Below are 20,654 nucleotides of genomic sequence, written 5' to 3' on the forward strand. Positions count from 1 at the left end.
GGTCCTTCAGAAGACGGGGTGGGAACGGCCATCGTGCCTCAACCGTGCCGCGTCTGACGCGCTGCACATTGCCAATGACACCGGTTTACCATATACAGCTCATCCAGACGCTGTCGATGCGCAGCGCAACATCCACCGGGAGACCCGCTTGAGCAACGATCACGGCACACATGACCTGCCAGACCAGGGGTTGGGCGAGATCGCCCACGCCTTCGTCAGTGCCCGCCAGCAGGGCAAGGCCCTACCCGGCTTCCCCGGCGAGGTCCCGCCGGACCTGGTGACCGCCTACCGCGTGCAGGACCAGGCCATCGGCCTGTGGGACGATCAGGTGGTGGGCTGGAAGGTCGGCTACATTGCCGCCGAGCGCCGCGACGCGTCCGGCGATGACCGCCTGCTGGGCCCGATCTTCTCCCGGCGGCTCTGGAATGCTACCGGTGGAACAGTAGACATCCCGGTGTTCGTCGGCGGCTTTGGGGCGGTCGAGGCCGAGTTCGTGATCCAACTGCTCCAGGACGCCCCGGCCGACAAGCTGCACTGGACCGCCGAAGAAGCCCAGGCCCTGCCGGCCCGGCTGTTCATCGGCGTGGAGGTGGCCAGCAGCCCGTTGGCCACCATCAACCAGCTTGGCCCGCGTGTGGTGGTCTCTGATTTCGGCAACAACAACGGCCTGGTGCTTGGCGCGGAGATTGCCGACTGGACGCGCCTGGACGATGCCGACCTGCGTGCGGAAACCCACATCGAAGGGCAGGTGGTGGGCACCGGCGGCGCCACCCTGCTGCCGGGCGGGCTGCGCACCGCGTATGCCTTCGCGCTGGCGCGTTCGGCGCAACGCGGCCGCCCATTGAAGGCCGGCGACCTGATCGCCAGCGGCAACGCCACCGGCATCCATGACATCGCCGTAGGCCAACAGGCACTGATCCGTTTCGCCGGCTACGGCGACATTACCTGCAAGGCCATTGCCGCCGGATAAGTCTGGGGGACATGGCGAGCACGCTTGGGAGGGCGCAGATGATTACTCGCAGAAGTTTCCTTGCCACCGGTGTGGGCGCGCTTGGCGTGCCCCTGCTGTCGGCATGTTCGCGGCAGCCGGGCGGCCTGCCGGCAGGGGGGCACCTGCTGACCGCCACCGACGTCCACGTGGCCGACTACCCCACCGTCACCGCGGTGAAGTGGATCGGCAGGACGCTGGAAGAAAAAACCGGCGGCCGCCTCACGCTGCGCCAGTACCATTCCGGCCAGCTGGGCCGTGAATCCGAAGCCATCGACATGGCGCGCTTCGGGGCGATCGACATCACCCGGGTCTATTCCGGTGCGCTCAACAACGCGTTTCCGCTGACCCAGGCGCTGTGCCTGCCCTACGTATTCGACTCGGTGGCGCACATGCGCCGTGCACTGGATGGTGGCATCAGCGAGGCGGTGCTGGCTGGGTTTGAACGCCGCGACCTGGTCGGCCTGGCCATCTACGATTCCGGCGCGCGCTGTTTCTACAACACCAAGCATCCCATCGTCGAACCCAAGGACCTGCACGGCCTGAAGCTGCGCGTGGCCTCCTCGGACATCTTCATCCAGCTGATGCGCCTGCTGGGTGCCAACCCCACGCCGATGTCGCTGGGCGACACCTTCTCGGGCATGGAAACGCACATGATCGACGGGGCCGAGAACAACCTGCGCAGCTTCCACTCCAGCCGCCACTTCGAGGCCGCGCATTACTGGTCGCAGAGCGAACATTCCTACGCTCCGGACGTGCTGCTGATGTCGCGCAGCAGCTTCGATGCGCTGCGCCCGGCTGACCGCCAGCTGCTGCTGGAAACCGCGCGCGAATCGGTGCAGGTGATGCGCCAGCAGTGGGATGCCTCGGAAAGTACCGCCCGGCAGGCGGTCACCGATTTTGGCATCCGCTTCAACGAGGTCGATATGCCGGCCTTCCGCAAGGCCGCCGCCCCCTTGCTGCAGCACTACCTGCAGCAACCCGCGCTGGCCGCCCTCACCCGTCGCATCCGCGACTTCGCCTGAGGCCCGACACGCATGTCCGATCCCACTTCCGAACCGTCTGCAGCGCACCTGAGCGGCGCACAGCGCCTGCTCAACCGCATCGCCGACTTCGCTATCCACATTGCCGTACTGGCGTTGCTGGGGCTGGTGGTCGTCCAGGGCTGGCAGGTGTTCGCCCGTTACGTCATCAACGACTCGCCCAGCTGGACCGAGCCGGTCACCCTGCTGCTGCTGGCCACCGCGATGAGCCTGGGCGCGGCCACCGGCGTACATACCCGCCGCCATTTCGGCTTTTTCCTGCTGGCCGCGTACATGGCCCCGGGCCTGCGCCGTGCAGTGGATGCCTTTGCCGCGCTGGTGGTGGCGGTGCTGGGCGCGGTGATCGCCTGGTGGGCCGCGGTGCTGCTGCTGGACGGGCTGGACATCAAGACCGCCGGGGCCAACCTGCCGCAGAGCATCAACTACCTGCCGCTGTCGATCGGCGGCGCGCTGATGGCGATATTCGCCGTGAACCAGATGGTGCAGGCCGCGCGACCGGCCGCTGTCGTCGCCGAGGGAGACCGCTGAACCATGGGCATCACGATCCTGTTCGTTGTTTTTGCTGCGTTGCTGCTGCTTGGCGTACCGGTGGCCTATGCACTCGGTGCGGCCGCGCTGGCCACGCTGTGGTACCTGGACCTGCCCACGCTGGTGCTGGTGCAACAGATTTCCGCCGGCACCGGGTCGGCGTCGTTGATTGCGATTCCGCTGTTCATTTTCGCCGGTGAAATCATGATGCGCGGCGGCATCTCCGAACGCCTGATCTCACTGGCCTCCTCGCTGGTCGGGCGCATGCGCGGCGGCCTGGGCCAGGTCTCGATCCTGTCCTCGCTGTTCTTCGGCGGCGTCTCCGGCTCGGCCATCGCCGATGTCTCGGCGGTGGGCGGCACGATGATTCCGCAGATGGTCAAGCGCGGCTACGACCGTGATTTCGCGGTCAACGTCAGCATCACCGCCGCACTGGTGGCGCTGCTGGTGCCGCCCTCGCACAACCTGATCCTGTTCTCGGCGGCGGCCGGTGGTGGTTTGTCCATCGCCGACCTGTTCGCCGCCGGCATCGTACCGGCGCTGCTGATGACGCTGGCGCTGATGGTCACCGGCTATGCGGTCGCGCGCCATCGCGGCTACGGCGTGGAAGTGTTCCCGGGCTGGCGTGCGGTGCTGCTGCGGATCATCTCCGCCCTGCCCGGCTTGGGCCTGGTCGCACTGATCTTCGTCGGTATCCGTGCCGGCATCTTCACCGCCGTGGAAAGCGCGGCGATCGCGGTGGTCTACGCGCTGCTGGTCACCACCGTGCTGTACCGCCAACTCGACTGGCGCCAGTTCCTTGGCACGGTTACCCATGCCGCACGCAGCACCGGGGTGATCCTGTTCGTGATCGCCACCGCCGCGGTGTTCGGCTGGCTGCTGGCCTACCTGCAGGTGCCCACCGCTGCGGTCGACTTCCTGCAGTCTTTCGCGCACAGCCGCTTCATGGTGCTGCTGATGATCGTGGTGATGTTGCTGCTGCTGGGGACCTTCATGGACCTGGCGCCGATGATCCTGATCTGCACGCCGATCTTCCTGCCGGTCGCCAAGGCCTACGGCATCGACCCGATCCACTTCGGCCTGGTGCTGGTACTGACCGGCGGCCTGGGCCTGGTGACCCCACCGGTGGGCTCGGTGCTGTTCATCGGGACAGCCATCGGCAAGATCAGCGTCGGCGAAAGCATGCGTTCGATCTGGCCGTTCTGGTTCGCCGCGCTGGGCGTGCTGATGATCGTCACCTTCTTCCCCGAACTGTCGCTGTGGCTGCCCGCGCTGCTGCGCGCCTGAGCCTGGACCTGGCCGGGATGTGGCTTGCACGCGCACGTCCCGCGCCGCAACACGGAGCATTGCGATGCGCATGAGCAAGACCCTGGCCGCCATGGCCACCGCGTGCCTGTTGTTGGCCGGCCGTTGCCCCGCCGCCGAACCGGTCAGCTGGACACGTGGCATCGAACACCAGCGCCAGGCCGATCTGGGCAACGGCACCTTCCTCAACCCGGTGCTGGCCGGCGACCGCCCGGATCCTTCGGTGCTCAAGGATGGCCAGGACTACTACCTCACCCTGTCCTCGTTCGACGCCTACCCCGGCCTGCCGATCTGGCACTCGCGCGACCTGGTCAACTGGCAGCCGCTGGGCCATGCGATCACCCGCAATGTCGGTGCGATCTGGGCGCCGGACATCGTCAAGCACCAGGGCCGCTACTACATCTACTTCCCGGCCCGCACCGCCGAAGCGCGCAGCAACTTCGTGCTCTGGGCCGATCGCATCGAGGGCCCGTGGAGCGACCCGATCGACATCGGCCTGGGCGGCTACATCGACCCTGGCCATGCGGTTGGCGAAGACGGCAAGCGCTACCTGTTCCTCAGCGGCGGCGCCTATGTGCAGCTGGCCGATGACGGGTTGAGCGTGGTCGGCACGCCAACGCACGTCTACGATGGCTGGAAGTATCCGCAAGACTGGGACGTGGAGGCCTACGCGCAGGAAGGCCCGAAGATCCACTTCCGCGATGGCTGGTACTACATGACCACCGCCGTGGGCGGCACCGCCGGCCCGCCGACCGGGCACATGGTGATCACCGCGCGCTCGCGCTCGATCCATGGGCCGTGGATGAACGCACCGAACAATCCGATCGTACGCACCGCGTCCGCCGCCGAGCCGTGGTGGTCGCGGGGCCATGCCACCGTGATCGAAGGCACCGACGGACGCTGGTGGATGATGTACCACGGCTACGAGAACGGGTATTGGACGCTGGGGCGGCAGGCGCTGCTGGAACCGATCGAGTGGACCGCCGACGGCTGGTTCGTGGCCAAGGGCGGCGACCTCGGCCAGCCGTTGGCCAAGCCCTCCGGCAGCGTGGTCGGCGCGCATGGGATGGCGCTGTCGGACGACTTCAAGGGCCCGGCCCTGGGCGCGCAATGGGCCTTCTTCAACCCGACCCGGGACGAGTACCGCCGGCTGGACTTCAGCGGCGACGGCCTGCTGCTGCAGGGCAAGGGCCAGACGCCGAAGGACAGCTCGCCGTTGACCGCCATCGCCGGCGACACCGCCTACCAGTTCGAGGTCGAGATGGAGATCGCCCCCGGCGCGGTCGGTGGCGCCCTGCTGTTCTACAGCGACCGCCTGTACGTGGGCGTGGGCAGCAACGGCGAGGCCATGGTCATGCACCGCTATGGCGAGGAGCGCCCGACCCGGCTGGCGCCAAGCGCCAAGGGCGGCCGGCTCTGGCTGCGGGTCACCAACAACCGCCATATCGTCACCCTTCACACCAGCGGCGATGGCAGAAACTGGCAGAAGTACCCGGTTCAGATGGAAGTCTCCGGCTACCATCACAATGTGGCCGGCAAGTTCCTCGCCCTCAAGCCGGCCCTGTACGCTGCCGGTGACGGCAAGGTGCGGTTCCGCCATTTCCGCTATCGGGCCCTGGATTGAACGGCCCGGTGGACTCCTTCGACTCATCGCCGGTTTGAACGACATGTCATTGCGCAGCAAAACCGATCCGTCACCACCGTACGGATTGACCAAGGGCAAGGCCGCCACGATCAATGACATCGCGCGCCTGTCCGGGGTATCCAAGAAGACCGTCTCGCGGATCATCAACAACTCGCCGCTGGTGCGCAAAGACACCCGTGACAAGGTCGAGGCGCTGATGCGCGAGGTCGGCTACACGCCTGATCCGCTGGCGCGTGGGCTGGCGTTCCGGCGCTCGTTCCTGATCGGCATGGTCTACGACAATCCCACCGCGCAGTACATCGTGGACATGCAGTACGGCGCGCTCGACGCGCTGCGTGGCTCCAGCTTCGAGCTGGTGGTGCACCCCTGTGATTCGCGCAGCCCCGGTTACATCGACGGCGTGCGTCGCTTCGTGCAGCAGCAGAAGCTGCACGGGGTGATCCTGGTACCGCGTGCGTCCGAAGACCAGGCGCTTGTGGACATGCTCGACGAGATTGGCTGCCGCTTCACCCGTATCGCCTCGTTGCCGCTGGACGAGACCTCGCAGATGGTGGTCACCCATGACCGCGACGGCGCGGCCGAAGCGGCCGACTACCTGCTGTCGCTCGGCCATCGTGACATCGCCCTGGTCACCGGCCCCAGCGCCTACCGCTCGGCGCACGAACGCACCGCCGGTTTCATCGACGCGCTGGCCCAGCGTGGCATCGAGCTGCCGCCGGGCCGCATCGTCGAAGCCGGTTATACCTTCGAATCCGGCGTGGCCGCTGCGGAAAAGCTGCTGCTGGGCAAGCAGCGCCCGACCGCCATCTTCACCGGCAACGACGAAATGGCTGCCGGCATCTACAAGGTGGCCCTGCGCGCGGGTATCAACATCCCGCGCCAGCTGTCGATCATCGGCTACGACGACAGCCCGCTGGCCTCGCGCCTGTGGCCGTCGCTGACCTCGGTACGCCGCCACACCCGTGACACCGGGCGTACTGCAGCGGCCATGCTGATCCAGCCAGACGGCCAGGCCGTGATGCAGCACGCCAGCGTGCGCCCGCACCTGATCGTGCGCGACTCCTGCCAGCCGCCCGAGGACTGACCCGCGCCGCGATGGCAACAACGCGCATTGACGATCAACGCGTCGCCACGCGCCGGGACAACCGGTTACCGATCGCACCGCTTTTCTGACACGTCCATGGGTCGGGACGCCTCACCCCTACTGCACCGCAAAATGACACCGGTTTCCTTCCGGGCTAGAATCCCCTCAACTCGCGCCGGGGCCGACCCGTCGGCCCACCCCTGCTCTGGAGACGCCATGTACTGCAAGACCCACTACGCCACCCATCCCGACGCCATCAAGGGCGCCAGCAACGACGACCTGCGCGAGCTGTACCTGCTCGACGGCCTGTTCAACGCCGATGCGGTGACGCTGAAGTACACCCACTACGAGCGCTTCGTGCTCGGCGGCGCGGCGCCGGTCAACGGCCCGCTGGCCCTGCCGGTGCAGACCGAGCCCGCCTCGGCCGCCGGCCACCCGTTCCTGGAGCGCCGCGAACTGGGCGTGATCAACGTCGGTGCCGGCAGCGGCACCGTCACCGTGGATGGCAGCGTATTCGCGCTCGGCCCGAAGGATGGCCTGTACGTGGCGATGGGCAGCAAGGAAGTGCTGTTCGCCTCGGACGATGCCGCCACCCCGGCGCAGTTCTACCTGGCCTCTACCCCGGCCCACGCGCGCTTTGAAACCAAGCAGCTGTCGATCAAGGATGCCGTCGCGCTGGACCGTGGCGCGCTGGAAACCAGCAACGAGCGCACCATCTACCAGTACATCGTGCCGGCCACCTGCCAGTCCTCGCAGCTGCTGCTGGGGCTGACCGTGCTCAAGCCGGGCAGCGTCTGGAACACCATGCCGCCGCACCTGCACGACCGTCGCAGCGAGGTCTATTTCTACTTCGATCTCGGCGCCAACGACCGCGTGTACCACTTCATGGGCGAGCCTCACGCGCAGCGCCACATCGTCATGGCCAACAACGAAGCGGTGGTGTCCCCGCCGTGGTCGATCCACATGGGCGCCGGTACCAGCAACTACGCCTTCATCTGGGCGATGGGCGGCGAAAACCTGGATTACACCGACATGCACGTGCTGGACATCTGCCAGCTCAAGTAACCCCCGCGCGCCGCCCGCCATGTGCGGGCGGCCTCTGTGCCGCATTGGAAAAGGACCGCATACGCAATGGCTAATCCGTTCAGTCTGGAAGGCAAGGTCGCCCTGGTCACCGGTGGCAATACCGGCCTGGGGCAGGGCATCGCGGTGGCATTGGCGCAGGCCGGTGCCGACGTTGCCGTGGCCGGCATCCAGCCGCCCACCGAGACCATCGCCCGAATCACCTCGCTGGGCCGCCGCTGCCTGGCCATCGAAGCCAATCTGATCAGCATCGAACCGGTGGAGCGGGTCATCCGCGAAACCGTCGAAGGCCTGGGCGGGCTGGATATCCTGGTCAACAACGCCGGCCTGATCCGTCGTGCCGATGCAGTGGATTTCAGCGAGCAGGACTGGGATGACGTGATGAACGTCAACATCAAGTCCGCGTTCTTCATCTCCCAGGCAGCCGGTCGGCATTTCATCGCCCAGGGCCGCGGCAAGATCATCAACATCGCCTCGATGCTGTCCTTCCAGGGCGGTATCCGCGTGCCGTCGTACACCGCCAGCAAGAGTGGTATCGCCGGCATCACCCGGTTGCTGGCCAACGAGTGGGCGGCCAAGGGCATCAACGTCAACGCGATCGCGCCGGGCTACATGGCCACCGACAACACCGCCGCGCTGCGCGCCGACGAGGACCGTAACGCGTCGATCCTTGCGCGGATTCCGGCTGCGCGCTGGGGCACGCCGGAAGATCTGGGCGGGACGGCGGTGTTCCTGGCATCGAGTGCATCGGACTATGTGAACGGTGCGGTGTTGCCGGTTGATGGTGGTTGGCTCGCCCGGTAACACCATCGTTACGCGCTGGCGCTCCCACGATCTGCGCTGCAGATCGTGGGCCCCGAGCAATCGTTGCATCCAGACCCCCACCGCTTCGCGGTCGCCCCCTGACTCAGGGGGCTTTCCGCCAGATGCACTCCGGTAGTGCCGGCCGCTGGCCGGCAGCTCTCCACCCAGGAGCACGACCATGCTGCGTTTGCTGTTGTCCCTGTCGTTCCTGCTCGCCCCCCCCAGCGCGCTGTGCGCCCCACACCGCATCTTCATTGCCGGGGATTCCACCGCGGCCGAGTACGGCCCGGAGCGCGCGCCGCAGGCCGGCTGGGGCCAGGCCCTGCAGAGCTATCTGGATCCTGCCGTGTGGGAGGTCCGCAACCACGCCAGGGGCGGCCGCAGCACGCGCAGTTTCATCGATGAAAAACGCCTGGATGCGATCGCCCGCGATCTCCAGCCTGGCGATGTACTGCTCATCCAGTTCGGCCACAACGACGCCAAGCGCGAAGATCCCACGCGCTACACCAACCCGGCCACCGAGTACCCGCAGTACCTGCTGCGCTACGTGCAGCTGGCCCGTGACAAGGGCGCCACGCCGGTATTGATCACCCCGGTGGCGCGGTTGCTGTATGACTTCGGCGCGCTGCTGGACACGCACGCGTTGTACACCCAGGCCGTGAAGCAACTGGCCACACGCGAGCAGGTGGCGCTGATCGACCTCAACGACAGCTCCACGCGCTGGATCCGCGCGCTGGGCGAGCAGGGCGCGCGGCCGTACTTCCTGTTCGTGCCTGAGCAGGGCAAGGCCGATGGCACGCACTTCAGCATCGCCGGGGCGAATGCGGTGGCCTGTCTTGTGATGCGGGAGTGGGCGTCGCTGCGCCCGGAGCTCAAGACCGTACTGAAGCGTGATATCGACTGCGAGGTACGCGCAGGGCAGGGCAGCAAGGCGGCGACACCCTCACGCGTCATCCATGAACGCGACATCGCGGTGACCCAGCCGGGCCCGCACGGCGGGGCGGGGCCTACCACGGCGTATCCGTTCTTTGCCGACGACATCGACCTGCCGTTCGTGCTGCGCAAGCGCGTGTTGCACAAGGGGGCGGGCATCGGCCTGCATCCGCAGCACAAGGATGAGATCTACTACATCGTCAGTGGGCAGGGTTGGTACGTGCTGGACGGGAAGCAGTACGAGGTTGCCGCAGGTGATGCCTTGCTGACCCGCGCCGGCAGCACGCATGCGTTGCAGCAACGCGGCGACGACGACCTGGTGGTGCTGCTGGCGTATCCACGCACCGCTGTGCCCACCCAACCGTAGCGCCGACCGTTGGTCGGCGGTTTCCCGCGCGATCCAAGGGGCACGGGCGTCCCGTTGGCCCGTGGCCGTTACACGTCGCCGCCGTCCGCCCAGCCTTCACCGGTGCCCTTCTGGAACACCGTGTCGCCGTCCTGCACATCGCCGGCCGGCAGGTGCTCCAGTTGCTCCAGCGCCGCATAGATCGGGGTGAAGTCCGGATCGGTGGCCTGCATCAGCTGCTCGAAGCTGTCGATGACGAAGTAGGTCTTCTGGAAGGTATCGATGCGGTACTTCGTGCGCATGATCCGCGCCAGGTCGAAACCGATGCGGTTCGGCGCGGGCGATTCCAGCGAGTACAGCGACTCGCCCTTGGACGACACGATGCCAGCGCCGTAGATGCGCAGGCCTTCGTCGGTGTTGATCAGCCCGAACTCCACCGTGTACCAGTACAGGCGCGTCAGGTGCTGCAGCGCCTCCGGCCCGATCGCATGTGCCTTGACCCCACCGCGGCCGTAGGCGGCCATGTAGTCGGCGAACACCGGGTTCATCAGCAGCGGCACGTGCCCGAACAGGTCATGGAACATGTCCGGCTCGGCGATATAATCGATCTGGTCCGGGCGACGGATCCACCAGGTCACCGGGAAACGACGATTGGCCAGGTGGTCGAAGAAATCCAGTTCGGGCAGCAGGCCTTCCACGCCGACCAGCGTCCACCCGGTGGCGGCGCCCAGCACTTCGTTGAGCTGGTCGAAGCGCGGAATCATGTGGGCGCTCATGCCCATCTCGTCCTGTGCCTGCAGGAACTCCTTGCTCGCCCGCCCCTCCAGCAACGCGCGCTGACGCTGGTACAGCGTGCTCCAGGTGGCATGGTCGTCGGCGGTGTAGCTGTCCCAGGGCTGTTCCACCAGCGCGGTGGTATATACCGGCACGTAACCCTTGTCGGTCTGCTGGTGTTCGACGCGGCGCGGGGCAGTGGCGGTTTCCATCGAGAGGATCTCCTGGGAAGTCATCTGTCGATGCTAGGGCAGGGGCCACGCAACAGGCTTGCAAAGTTGCGTTGATATGCCGATCTGGCGCAAGATTGTTGCGCACACCTCATGTTGCGAGGCAACAATGGCCGGGGAAGTCCAGTTCGACCGCACGGATCTGCGCCTTCTGGCAGAAATCCAGCAGCATGGCCGCGCCACCAACGCCGAGTTGGCCACGCGGGTGAATCTCTCCCCGTCGGCCTGCCTGCGCCGGGTGCAGCGACTGGAGAATGAAGGTGTGATTGCCGGCTATGGCGCGCGGCTGGAACCGCGCCGGATCGGCTTGGGCCTGCAGGCTTTCGTGCGCGTGCAGCTGGAAAAGCACGACCAGCTCGCCATCGGCGTGTTCGCCGACAGCGTGCTGGGATGGGATGAGGTGGTGGCCTGCCACGCGCTCACCGGCGACATGGATTACCTGCTGCACATCTACGTGCGCGACCTGGATCATTTCTCCAGTTTCCTGTTGGACAAACTGCTCACTGCTGCGGGCGTGGCCGACGTGAACTCCAGCTTTGTATTGCGCACGGTGAAAGATTTCCGCGCGCTGCCGTTGTCGCAGCTGGAATAGTGGGCTGCGTCGCAACGTGCCATTTTTCTATCGGTTTCGTTCTGATCTGATAACGCGCCGCCTGCCCTTGTGAGCGTTGGGTTTGATGCTTTTGTGTCACCAGCGTTGACGCAAATGCCTCTGTAAATCCCAACGTTTGTCAGCGCACCATCCGCCCGTACGTTAGGGAGAGGACGGATGCAGGGGCAGGCAGGAGCCATCGACCGCGACCATGCGGGGAGTGCCACGCGGCGGGCGCATCGCGCAGGTAGCGCCACCATTGCGCAGACGTTTGCGGCGCATGTACCGGCAGGCACGCACAGTGGGACAGCGCGATGATCGCCGCACTCATGGCGGCCTTGCGTGCGGGCGACGCCCACCGCTTCCTGCGCCTGCACACAGCGCTGGGTACGACCGTACTGGTTGCCGAGACGCTGCAGGGCGTTGAGCAGATCGATGGTGTGGGGTCGACGTCCCCCCAAGATTGAGTAGCGCAGCTGTTTGGAGTCCAATCCTCAGTGACAAGGAGATTGGACGTGAAGAAACGCTTTTCCGAAGAACAGATCATCGGCTTCCTGCGCGAAGCAGAGGCCGGCATGCCCATCAAGGACCTGTGCCGTCAGCACGGCTTCAGCGAGGCTTCGTACTACCTGTGGCGCAGCAAGTTCGGTGGCATGAGTGTGCCCGACGCCAAGCGGCTCAAGGACCTGGAGGCTGAGAGCACGCGCCTGAAGAAACTACTGGCAGAGCAGGTTTTCGAGAACGACGTCATCAAGGATGCGTTGCGAAAAAAGTGGTGACCGCCCCGGCGCGCAGGCTGCTGGTGCGGAGCATGGTCGAGAAGGGGTTGAGCGAGCGGCGAGCGCTGACGGTGGTGCGGATGAGCGCCAGCGCGCTGCGCTATGAGCCTCGGGCCGACCGCAACGTTGAGCTGCGCGAGCAGATCGCTGCGCTGGCGCATCGGCACAGACGCTACGGGGTGGGCATGATCCATTTGAAACTGCGGCAGAAAGGGCTTGTCGTGAACTACAAACGAGTGGAGCGCCTGTATCAGGAAGCGGGCCTGCAGGTGCGTCGCAGAAAGCGTAAGAAGGTGCCGATAGGCGAGCGCCAGCCTCTCCTGCGGCCGTCCGCTGCCAATGAGGTGTGGTCGATGGACTTCGTGTTCGACCGCACCGCGGAAGGCCGGGTGATCAAGTGCCTGACCATCGTCGACGACGCCACCCACGAGGCTGTGGCCATCGAAGTGGAGCGGGCAATTTCCGGGCAAGGCGTGTCCAGGGTACTGGACAGACTGGCCATGCAGCGCGGCTTGCCACGAGTGATCAGGACAGACAACGGCAAGGAGTTTTGCGGTAAGGCGATGGTGGCCTGGGCTCACGAAAAGGATGTTGCCCTGCGTCTGATCGAACCGGGCAAGCCGAACCAGAATGCGTACGTCGAGTCCTTCAACGGACGGCTGCGCGACGAATGCCTCAACGAGCACTGGTTCCCGACGTTGCTTCATGCCCGTACCAGTATCGAAAGCTGGCGGCGCGACTACAACGAAGAAAGACCCAAAAGAGCGCTTGGCGGTCTAACACCCGTCCAGTACGCCGCCCAGTTGGCGGCGAAGAAAGATAACATCAGCACCGGACTCTAAACCCGCCCACTACTCAAGCCGGGGGGACGTCGGGGTTCGCATGGTTGATCACCGCCCTGTCGATGGATGCCGGGCTCGCTCTTGCCCCCCTGATCGGCCAGCCGGCGCTGCTGCAGATGGAGTGCGCCGATGGCAGCCTGCGCCCGTTTCATGGCCGCATCACCGCTGCCGAGCGGATCGGCAGCAACGGTGGGTTGGCGCGCTACCGTCTGCGGCTGCAGCCATGGTTGGCCTACCTTGGGCAGCGCGTGGACAGCTACGTTTTCCATGACGCCAGCATTGTGGACATCGTGGAGGACGTGTTCTCCGACTATGCCTTGCTGGTGCCTGCGTGGCGTTGGGATCTGATGTGTCGGAGCTTCTACGCCAAACGCAGTCTGACCACGCAGTACCAGGAAACCGATCTGGCCTTCGTGCAGCGCCTGCTGGCTGAAGAGGGCATCTACTACTGGTTTGAACATGCCAGTGACCTGGACAGCGCATCGCTCGGCGCGCATACCCTTGTGCTGGCCGACAACCCTCATGCCGCGCAGAAGCTGGGGCCGGTGCGCTTCCATCGTGGTGATGCGTCAGAGCGTGCCGACAGCGTGCAGCAGTGGTCGGTGTCCCGGCGCTGGTGTGTCTCCAAGGTGACCCGCACCACCTGGGACTCCCGCACCCTGGCGCTGCGCCAGGCCAGCGCCGAAGCCCAGACCTCCCATCCGGCATCGGGCGAAGACATCGATACCTGTGGGCCCGACGGCTGGCCCGATCACGCCAGCGGCCAGCGCCGCGCGCAGCAGCACCTGGATGCGCTGCGCGTGCGCGCGCACACCGTTGACGGGCAGGGTAGGTGGCGGCAGCTTGCGGCCGGCGCGCAGTTCCAGCTGAGGCAGCATCCTGCAGCGGATCCGGCCGCTGCCTGGCTATGTCTGTCGGTGCAACACCACGCACGCAACAACTTCGAGGCCGAGGTGTTCGATGCGCTGGAGCAACAGCTGGGGCCCGCCGCGCAGGCGCCATTGAGCCTGCCGGGGGCATTGAGCGGGTTATCGGTGCCAAGCGTATTCCCTGACCTCACCTCCCCGTTCTACGACAACCGCTTCGTGGCCATTCCGGCCGACGTGGTCTATCGCCCGCAGACCGATGACGGCGATGGCACACGGCTGCACCCGCGCCCGTCGATCACCGGCACGCTCAGCGCCATCGTGGTCAGCGACGGCGAGCCGCTGCTGTCCGACCGCGACCACCGGATCAAGGTGCAGTTCCCGTGGCAGCGTGGTGGCAGTTCCAGTGCCGGACTGACCCATCCAGGCGGCGACGACAATGCGCCGGGCGACAGTGGCGCATGGACCTGGGTACGAGTGATGACGCCGTGGGCCGGTGACAACTGGGGCGGGGTGCTACTGCCGCGGCGTGGCCAGGAAGTGCTGGTGGCCTTCTTTGAGGGCGATATCGACAGCCCGGTCGTGGTGGGCGCGGTCTACAACGGGCGTGGCCAGGCCGATGCGGCGCACAACCTGGTCGCCAACGGCGGAGCCCACACCACCGGCAATGCACCGGCGTGGTTTGAGGGCAACGGCCATGCAGCGGTGTATACCGGCTTCAAGAGCCAGGCATTGGCCGACAGCCAGGATGGGCAGGGCGGGTACCAGCAGTTCCGGCTGGACGACACTCCCGGGCAGGGCCGGGCGCAGCTGTCCACTACGCAGCACGCCACTACGCTGACCTTGGGGCATTTGAAGGGCGGTCAGGACAATGTACGTGGGGCGAACCGTGGGTTTGGGGCGGAGCTGTCTACGCAGGCATTTGGTTCATTGCGCGCCGGGCAAGGCCTGCTGCTGAGCACCGAACCGGGCGAGCCGCAGTTGGCGGCAAACTCGGCGCTGGCCCAGTTGCAGGAGAGCGCTGCACTTCTGCAGAGCCTGAACGAGTCTGCTGCGCATCAGCAGGCGCAGTTGCCGGAGGAACCCGCAACGCTGCCGGCGCACGACGCGCTGGAACAACTGCAGGCAAGTCTGCGTGCTACCCAGAGCGGCAGCGTGGCCGGCAGCATCCATGGCGGTGATGGTGACGCCCCGGGGTGGAACAAGCCGGTACTGATGGGCAGCGGCGTGGCCGGCGTGATGAGCCTGACCCCGGCCGACCAGGTGTGGGTGAGTGGTACCCATACCACGCTGGCCGCCGGCGTGGCATTGAACTGGCTCAGCGAAGGCGCACTGACGATAGCGGTCAGGGAAGGGTTGGCCCTGTACACCGCGGGCAACGTGCCCAAGCACGGCAGCCCCAATCAGGAACAGGGCATCGCGCTGCATGCCGCGCAGGGCAAGGTCAGTGTGCGGGCACATAGCAACCAGGCGATTCTTGCGGCAAAGACCAACCTCAGGATCGCCAGCACCGAGGCCGACGTGGTGCTGGCGGCGCCGAACAAGCATCTGCTGCTGACCGCCGCCGGCGCCTACATCCGCATTGAAGGCGACAACATTGAACTGGGCGCGCCGGAGAAGGTGGAGTTCAAGGGCACGCAGCGGGAGTGGACAGAGCCAGACACTGTTTTACCTGAGGCGGACCACAGCGATGGACAGCTAGGCAGCTGCGACCTCAAGGACAGTGCCGAATGAGCCCCCAACACGCCCCTTCCGCCCCTCAGACCGAAGCACACGCGGTCGCCGATATCTGCTACCTGTTACGTCGTTCGCAGAAGGAGTACGCGCACCTCTATGTGTTGCTGGATGCCACGGTCGGAATCAGTTCGGTGTTTCAGGCACGGAGGGAGGAACAGCTGGAGATCAAGATCGAGGGCTTCGGCAAAGCACCTCTCCGACTCCTGCAGCTTGGCCCAAGCCATGAAGATGTCCTGCGCGTGTCCGTCGAGCAGTACCGCCTGGCACGCAGCGACCAGCGCCGCTCGCAGGTGGCTGCTTGGGTTGTCACTCCGCAGACCCTTGCTGAGGTAGGTGCAACGCTTCGCAGACTGCTTGAGAACGAAAAGCGCAGTGGTTCAAAAGACCGCATGCGCATCCTGGACTCCTTGTCCCTGCCGCATTGGCCTTATGCACTCTCTGAGCAGCAGTGGCACATGCTCGCGCGCGCGCGACTTCAGATTGCCTGTCTGAATCTTACCGCAGAGCTCTGCTGGATCGCGTTGCCGGATGCCGAGACAGATAACTTGCGAATGCACGCGCGGGGAGCATTCAAGCAACGCACGGTGAACCTGGTGAACGAGGCCGCCAAAGTTCTTAACGAAATTGGCGTGCACCGAATGGACATTGAGCGCGCTCATGCTTTCGCTGAATCGATCATTGCCAGCGTGCCTCGCCGCAACATCCTGGATCACGTGTTGTTGCTCGCACACGACATTGCAATGGACTGCGAAATTCATCATTCGCCAATCATCATAAAAATGCTCAGCGAGACAGCCGGTCACGAGACGGCGCTGGCACAAAAGATGGGCAAACTGGATCAAACGCAGCTGGCACACATGAGGGACTCATTGGTTGCCAGACAAGGAGGGCGATGACATGTGGACGATGAAAAACAAGATCGCGGCATCGGCGGTCACGTCGGTGTCGCCCTGCGAGCAGGGCGCCTGCATGAACTGCGACAAGCCAGGATTGCTTGTGCATCCCTTCCGATACTCCGCATTCTGCAGTGATGACGCAGCAATCCTCGATGGGATTCCCGCGCTCAGTGCCTCTTCCGGCGACTCACTGCCTGCGCTGAGCCGCAGCAAGTACGCCATACGAATGATGAGAGAGGGCTACATCTACATCGTACTTGTACGTAACGGGCTCAAGTACATCGACAGCTACTACATCAGGCCAAGCGGTCGCCTGATGCGCTTCCGTGGCGCGCCGCCGGGAAGGAAGACCTCGGATATGGCCTGCCAGCGGATGGCCAGCTCGCCCAACGCACTGATGGTTGCCATTGACGCGCCAGAAGAAGTCAGCATGACGTATTGGCTGTTCACGCCGGACCCGCTGTCCGCGAGCAAGGAAGAAGCGCTGCTTGCGCGGACCGAAGCGCTTCTTGCCGATGGAACCGTGCAGGCATTCAGTCCGCAGAAGTGGGTGGATCAAGGTGAGAGCGGGCAATACACACTGACTCCTACCACGATTTCCTACTTCGCAATGGAGTACGCGGTTGCCACGCAGATAGCGGGTTACTCGGTGGGACATGTTCCGATGATCCGGGCGCTCGACGAGCAGGCGTTCCCAGCGCTGTGCGACTCACAAGACCCTCCGTTGCCACCGATGTTCAGCGACGACCAGCGCGGTCCGTTCTATCAATCCCGCTTGAACGCATCGCTACCCGTTCTGAGGGAGAGCCTTGAGTTGCTGCAGCGGGAAAATGGGGTTGGCATTGCGCTTCAGGATGCCATCGGCATTACCCAGGAGCTCAATGCGTGGCGCAACCGCGCCATGGAGGGGATGGAGGAGTGGATGCACGCCGTCGACAAGCACGGCGTTGATAACCAATGGAAGTACCTGGCTGCGCGACAGTACGCGGACATACGGGAGGGGCTTCTGTCTGGGCGAATCAAGGCAGCGGAACAATCCGCGACGGATGCCACCAACCATGCGTACGACAGGACCATTCGTGACCTTGAAGCGCAGGCAGGTATGCGAGGTGCGCTCGATCCCGGGCCGATGATCGAGATCGTCAAGATGACCAAGGAAGCCGATCCCCTGGGAATCCGAGCTGCCGAGATCGAGGCAGCTAGGCTGCGCGCGCTCAAGCGATTTCAACAGGCCGAAGCGAGCCTGGATGGTACTCAGGTGAGCATTCTTGTCGATTTCGATGAGAGGGCTGAAGGTTGCGAGCGCGCCATGCAGGCGCGCGCCGTGGATCATCTGGCATGGGTGCAGAGCCAGATGCTCGTTCTCGCATTGCGGAGCTACGATCAGAACGACCTCATATATGGATGGGCCTTCGCCATCCAGGTGGGATTGGCGACCAATGGAATGGACGCTGATGAAGCGTCCAGACAGGCAGTGGATACCTGGTGGAGCGCGGCACAGAATGCTCACGGAAGTGATGGGGCACTCGACGAAAGGAATCTCGTCTGGCGTGTTTTCGTACACAACCACCTGCCGCTCGCAAAGGAACTCGCCAACGCCTTGGAGATCGCACGAGGCTCCAAGAAGCAGGAGGACGAGTGGGCGATAGTGGCCTCTACGAATGGAGCGGCAGCAAAGGTACTTGAGCTGTTCGACAAGGCAGACGCAGTGCTCCGTGCATGCGAGGAAGCCGGTCAGGTCCTCTGGTTCAAACGCAACCTGATCGGGGTATCCATGGCGTGGTATGCGAGTTGGGGGCGCGTGTTGCTCTCAACCGCGACAACTTCAAAAGCTGATCAGGCTTATCTGAAGGTTCTCGTCAAGCTCATGCAGCTTAGGATGGGCTCGTACGCGCAAGGGATCCCCATTGGATCCTTCCACTCCAGTCTCACTGCGGGCGCGATGTCACAGTACTGGCAGGGACAGGTGCGGACCGCCATTCGCGATGGAGTGGGGATCGAAATTGCCAAAGGCAGGACGGGCGGAACGTATCAAGGTCGCGTACTGCTGATGGCCACGCTCTTTGAGTCGGTGAACTTCATCATAAAGGGAAAGCGACTCACTGCTGATGATGCGGTGAGCCGGGAGGGAGCGGAGCTCATTGCGTCGGGGATGGTGTTGGCCGGTGGAGTCGTCGCGTTGGCTGAGGGCGCGGCGGGCTGGATATCGGGTAACGCACAGCCCGGAAGCCCAATGGCCCTGTACTTCAGCGCATGGAAAGGACGATTGGGATTGCACGGCGGATTTCTAGTCGGCTTGGCGGGATTGCTGGGCGCAATCCTGGATGCGGCCTCTCTCGGAGAGATGTTCAGACGTGAAAAGTTCGTTCTTACTGTCGCTTATGCATCGCGAGCAGTTGTTTCAACTTCTGCTGCTGTGCTGTCGATCACCGTGGCATTTGCCGGGTCTGCACCGCACCTGCGAGCAATGATGGAGAGGTCCCGCAATGCATCAATCCGAACCTTTCTCCGCATCGTAAGCAATGCGGCCGCTCGTTTAGCGGCCTATGAAGCAGTGATGCTAATGCTCAGGGTTTGGGGCGCTCGCCTTGGCTGGGCCGCAGTCGCACTATCAATCTTGATCGTCCTCATCAGCCCCGACGATTTCGAGGATTGGTGCGAAAAAAGTGTCTTTAGGCGCTACAGGTCAAGAAGTGGATACAAAAATTCAGCAGAAGAGCTTGCGGCGATTTTCCAACTATTAGGTAGAGGTGGTTCGTAAATGTACATTTTGGAGATGTTCTGCTGGACAGGTAAGTTTCACGCAGTATCAGATACTGCGGACCTCGAGGTCGAGCTGGCTGAGTTCAATGACCATGTCCGGGTGTCTGATGTCACTCAGACACCACCGTCCGACGAACACGCTGTCTTTGCCATGAATGAAAGATACATGGATGTTCAGGCCGCCTGGCAGGAAGATAAGCGGGGTTTGATCACTCTTGTTTTTCTGGGCTTTATATATGTCTGGCAGTACATGTTCATGCTGGATACGGTGGGTCCAGGTCTTGTGGGACTTCTAAGAGGCGTCGGCCCTCTCGGGCAACCGGCGTCGTCAGAGGCATATTTTTTCATACCGCTTTTGGCGCTTATGTGGGTTGCGATCAACGCCGTGTTTTTTAGGTACTGCTGGCGCTGGCTAAGACTGGAGATATTCGTTCAGCGCCGTCTGGTGGTGCGATTCAACAGGCTGACTCGTCAGGTCCACATCAATCGACCCAACTACGCAGGCGGGCTTGTAACCTTTCCATGGGAGGCTGTCGTCCCAGAGATGGGCGGAAGCGAACCTGGTAGCAGTGCGGGTGATGGCACATTGCTCCTTGCGTGGCCGTCGCATTACACGGGTGCCGGATTTGACGATCTCTGCATGATCGGCGGCACTCTGGACGACCGTGGTAGCGCTGAAGCGCTCTGGGAGTACATTCGTCGCTACATGGAAGAGGGCCCTGACGCAGTGCCGCGGCCGGCGCATCTGAGATCCGCTTTCCCTTGGCCCTGGGATTCTGTCCGGTCAACGCTGAGCTTTCTTGCCCCCTCATGGCGCACTGGAGACAAGGGACTCCTGCTGACGGGCGCGCTGCTGCTTTCTCCGCTGTTGTTGATACATGCTGTCTGTCACTGGCTATCTCTACTCCTTTGTTGGCCCACGTGGTGGCCCAGGATCATTCGTCGCGCAGGATTGCCCGGTGCGCCTGTCCCCAAGCTCACCACGGCAGACGACTACGGCCCAGAAGTAGCCGCCAAGCTCAGGGCTTCGGCGACCAAATTCGTCGAGAGGGGCTGCGACAGTACCGTCCCGTGCATCGACACCGCGGCATCTGAAACGCGGCCATGACCCACGCGCGGCACTCGCATGCTTCTGTACGCGGAGCGGGATGGAAAGTTCGCCCACCGCATCAATCCGTGCCTGCCTCCGTGTTGCAAGTAGCTTAGCCGCTCGCTTGGCGGCACACGAAGCCTTGATGTTGATGCTCAGGGTTTGGGGTGGGCGGCTAGGCTGGGCCGCGATAGCACTATCTATTCTTATCGTTTTTATTACTCCCGACGATTTCGAAAATTGGTGTGAAAAAGTGTGTTCAGAAGCTACAGGCGAAGTAGAGGATATGGGGGTTCAACAGAAGAGCTTGCGACGATAGTGCAGCT

General features: G+C 64.0%; 17 protein-coding genes. 16 read left to right on the forward strand and 1 reads right to left on the reverse strand.

The features are described 5' to 3' along the window. Positions 1-148: 148 nt before the first annotated feature. From AC3IR9_RS00210 to AC3IR9_RS00250, 9 genes are all read left to right on the forward strand, one after another. On the forward strand, positions 149-970 hold the full coding sequence (locus AC3IR9_RS00210; RefSeq protein ID WP_489293233.1) for a 2-keto-4-pentenoate hydratase: 822 nt from the start codon (positions 149-151) through the stop codon (positions 968-970). A 38-nt stretch (positions 971-1,008) separates the two neighbouring features. Continuing rightward, positions 1,009-2,013, forward strand: a complete 1,005-nt coding sequence (locus AC3IR9_RS00215) for a TRAP transporter substrate-binding protein (protein ID WP_489293234.1) — start codon at positions 1,009-1,011, stop codon at positions 2,011-2,013. Between the two features lie 12 nt (positions 2,014-2,025). Then, positions 2,026-2,559 (forward strand): TRAP transporter small permease, encoded by a 534-nt coding sequence (locus AC3IR9_RS00220; RefSeq protein WP_489293235.1) that lies wholly within the window; start codon positions 2,026-2,028, stop codon positions 2,557-2,559. A gap of 3 nt (positions 2,560-2,562) precedes the next feature. Continuing rightward, entirely contained in the window at positions 2,563-3,846 is a 1,284-nt protein-coding gene (locus AC3IR9_RS00225) for a TRAP transporter large permease (protein ID WP_489293236.1), read from the forward strand. Positions 3,847-3,910: 64 nt separating this feature from the next. Continuing rightward, positions 3,911-5,488, forward strand: a complete 1,578-nt coding sequence (locus tag AC3IR9_RS00230; RefSeq protein ID WP_489293238.1) for a family 43 glycosylhydrolase — start codon at positions 3,911-3,913, stop codon at positions 5,486-5,488. A 43-nt stretch (positions 5,489-5,531) separates the two neighbouring features. Beyond that, complete coding sequence (locus AC3IR9_RS00235; RefSeq protein ID WP_489293239.1) at positions 5,532-6,593, forward strand: LacI family DNA-binding transcriptional regulator; 1,062 nt, start codon at positions 5,532-5,534, stop codon at positions 6,591-6,593. Positions 6,594-6,809: 216 nt separating this feature from the next. Continuing rightward, positions 6,810-7,658 carry a 5-dehydro-4-deoxy-D-glucuronate isomerase gene (gene kduI, locus AC3IR9_RS00240; RefSeq protein WP_489293240.1) on the forward strand — a complete coding sequence of 283 codons (849 nt, stop codon included), beginning with the start codon at positions 6,810-6,812 and terminating at the stop codon, positions 7,656-7,658. A 66-nt stretch (positions 7,659-7,724) separates the two neighbouring features. Further along, positions 7,725-8,480, forward strand: a complete 756-nt coding sequence (kduD, locus tag AC3IR9_RS00245; RefSeq protein ID WP_489293242.1) for a 2-dehydro-3-deoxy-D-gluconate 5-dehydrogenase KduD — start codon at positions 7,725-7,727, stop codon at positions 8,478-8,480. Between the two features lie 178 nt (positions 8,481-8,658). Continuing rightward, positions 8,659-9,780 (forward strand): GDSL-type esterase/lipase family protein, encoded by a 1,122-nt coding sequence (locus tag AC3IR9_RS00250; protein WP_489293244.1) that lies wholly within the window; start codon positions 8,659-8,661, stop codon positions 9,778-9,780. A 68-nt stretch (positions 9,781-9,848) separates the two neighbouring features. Here AC3IR9_RS00250 and phhA read toward each other — a convergent pair whose 3' ends face one another. Then, on the reverse strand, positions 9,849-10,745 hold the full coding sequence (gene phhA, locus AC3IR9_RS00255; RefSeq protein WP_489295940.1) for a phenylalanine 4-monooxygenase: 897 nt from the start codon (positions 10,743-10,745) through the stop codon (positions 9,849-9,851). Between the two features lie 127 nt (positions 10,746-10,872). Between phhA and AC3IR9_RS00260 the strand changes: the two genes are divergently transcribed. The 7 genes from AC3IR9_RS00260 (at position 10,873) to AC3IR9_RS00290 (ending at position 20,346) form a co-directional block, all read left to right on the forward strand. Next, entirely contained in the window at positions 10,873-11,355 is a 483-nt protein-coding gene (locus AC3IR9_RS00260) for an Lrp/AsnC family transcriptional regulator (RefSeq protein WP_489293245.1), read from the forward strand. Between the two features lie 314 nt (positions 11,356-11,669). After that, a complete protein-coding gene (locus tag AC3IR9_RS00265; protein ID WP_489293246.1) occupies positions 11,670-11,822 on the forward strand; it encodes a hypothetical protein in 153 nt (50 codons plus the stop codon). A 48-nt stretch (positions 11,823-11,870) separates the two neighbouring features. After that, positions 11,871-12,976, forward strand: a protein-coding gene (locus tag AC3IR9_RS00270) for an IS3 family transposase (RefSeq protein ID WP_489291038.1) whose coding sequence is annotated in 2 segments (ribosomal slippage) — positions 11,871-12,129 and positions 12,129-12,976 — 1,107 coding nt in all. Because the reading frame shifts where the segments join, the coding sequence is not laid out codon by codon here. A 62-nt stretch (positions 12,977-13,038) separates the two neighbouring features. Next, complete coding sequence (locus AC3IR9_RS00275; RefSeq protein WP_489295942.1) at positions 13,039-15,576, forward strand: type VI secretion system Vgr family protein; 2,538 nt, start codon at positions 13,039-13,041, stop codon at positions 15,574-15,576. Next, the gene (locus tag AC3IR9_RS00280; RefSeq protein WP_489293247.1) at positions 15,573-16,475 is read left to right on the forward strand and encodes a hypothetical protein; all 903 of its coding nucleotides are present in this window, start codon (positions 15,573-15,575) and stop codon (positions 16,473-16,475) included. The genes AC3IR9_RS00275 and AC3IR9_RS00280 overlap by 4 nt, the downstream gene beginning before the upstream one ends. 1 nt (position 16,476) lies before the next feature. Continuing rightward, positions 16,477-19,236 carry a T6SS effector BTH_I2691 family protein gene (locus AC3IR9_RS00285; RefSeq protein ID WP_489293249.1) on the forward strand — a complete coding sequence of 920 codons (2,760 nt, stop codon included), beginning with the start codon at positions 16,477-16,479 and terminating at the stop codon, positions 19,234-19,236. Beyond that, on the forward strand, positions 19,237-20,346 hold the full coding sequence (locus AC3IR9_RS00290; protein WP_489293250.1) for a DUF6708 domain-containing protein: 1,110 nt from the start codon (positions 19,237-19,239) through the stop codon (positions 20,344-20,346). Positions 20,347-20,654: the final 308 nt, after the last annotated feature.

The sequence above is a fragment of the Stenotrophomonas sp. GL_101 genome, from assembly GCF_057835675.1.

Excerpts from the sequence above, each read along its gene's own strand:
- AC3IR9_RS00265 (WP_489293246.1), top strand. The coding sequence starts at position 11,670 with ATGATCGCCGCACTCATGGCGGCCTTGCGTGCGGGCGACGCCCACCGC.
- AC3IR9_RS00280 (WP_489293247.1), top strand. The coding sequence starts at position 15,573 with ATGAGCCCCCAACACGCCCCTTCCGCCCCTCAGACCGAAGCACACGCG.
- AC3IR9_RS00225 (WP_489293236.1), top strand. The coding sequence starts at position 2,563 with ATGGGCATCACGATCCTGTTCGTTGTTTTTGCTGCGTTGCTGCTGCTT.
- AC3IR9_RS00290 (WP_489293250.1), top strand. The coding sequence starts at position 19,237 with ATGTACATTTTGGAGATGTTCTGCTGGACAGGTAAGTTTCACGCAGTA.
- AC3IR9_RS00275 (WP_489295942.1), top strand. The coding sequence starts at position 13,039 with ATGGATGCCGGGCTCGCTCTTGCCCCCCTGATCGGCCAGCCGGCGCTG.
- AC3IR9_RS00285 (WP_489293249.1), top strand. The coding sequence starts at position 16,477 with ATGTGGACGATGAAAAACAAGATCGCGGCATCGGCGGTCACGTCGGTG.
- AC3IR9_RS00250 (WP_489293244.1), top strand. The coding sequence starts at position 8,659 with ATGCTGCGTTTGCTGTTGTCCCTGTCGTTCCTGCTCGCCCCCCCCAGC.
- AC3IR9_RS00260 (WP_489293245.1), top strand. The coding sequence starts at position 10,873 with ATGGCCGGGGAAGTCCAGTTCGACCGCACGGATCTGCGCCTTCTGGCA.
- phhA (WP_489295940.1), bottom strand. The coding sequence starts at position 10,745 with ATGGAAACCGCCACTGCCCCGCGCCGCGTCGAACACCAGCAGACCGAC.
- kduD (WP_489293242.1), top strand. The coding sequence starts at position 7,725 with ATGGCTAATCCGTTCAGTCTGGAAGGCAAGGTCGCCCTGGTCACCGGT.
- kduI (WP_489293240.1), top strand. The coding sequence starts at position 6,810 with ATGTACTGCAAGACCCACTACGCCACCCATCCCGACGCCATCAAGGGC.
- AC3IR9_RS00230 (WP_489293238.1), top strand. The coding sequence starts at position 3,911 with ATGCGCATGAGCAAGACCCTGGCCGCCATGGCCACCGCGTGCCTGTTG.
- AC3IR9_RS00235 (WP_489293239.1), top strand. The coding sequence starts at position 5,532 with ATGTCATTGCGCAGCAAAACCGATCCGTCACCACCGTACGGATTGACC.
- AC3IR9_RS00215 (WP_489293234.1), top strand. The coding sequence starts at position 1,009 with ATGATTACTCGCAGAAGTTTCCTTGCCACCGGTGTGGGCGCGCTTGGC.
- AC3IR9_RS00220 (WP_489293235.1), top strand. The coding sequence starts at position 2,026 with ATGTCCGATCCCACTTCCGAACCGTCTGCAGCGCACCTGAGCGGCGCA.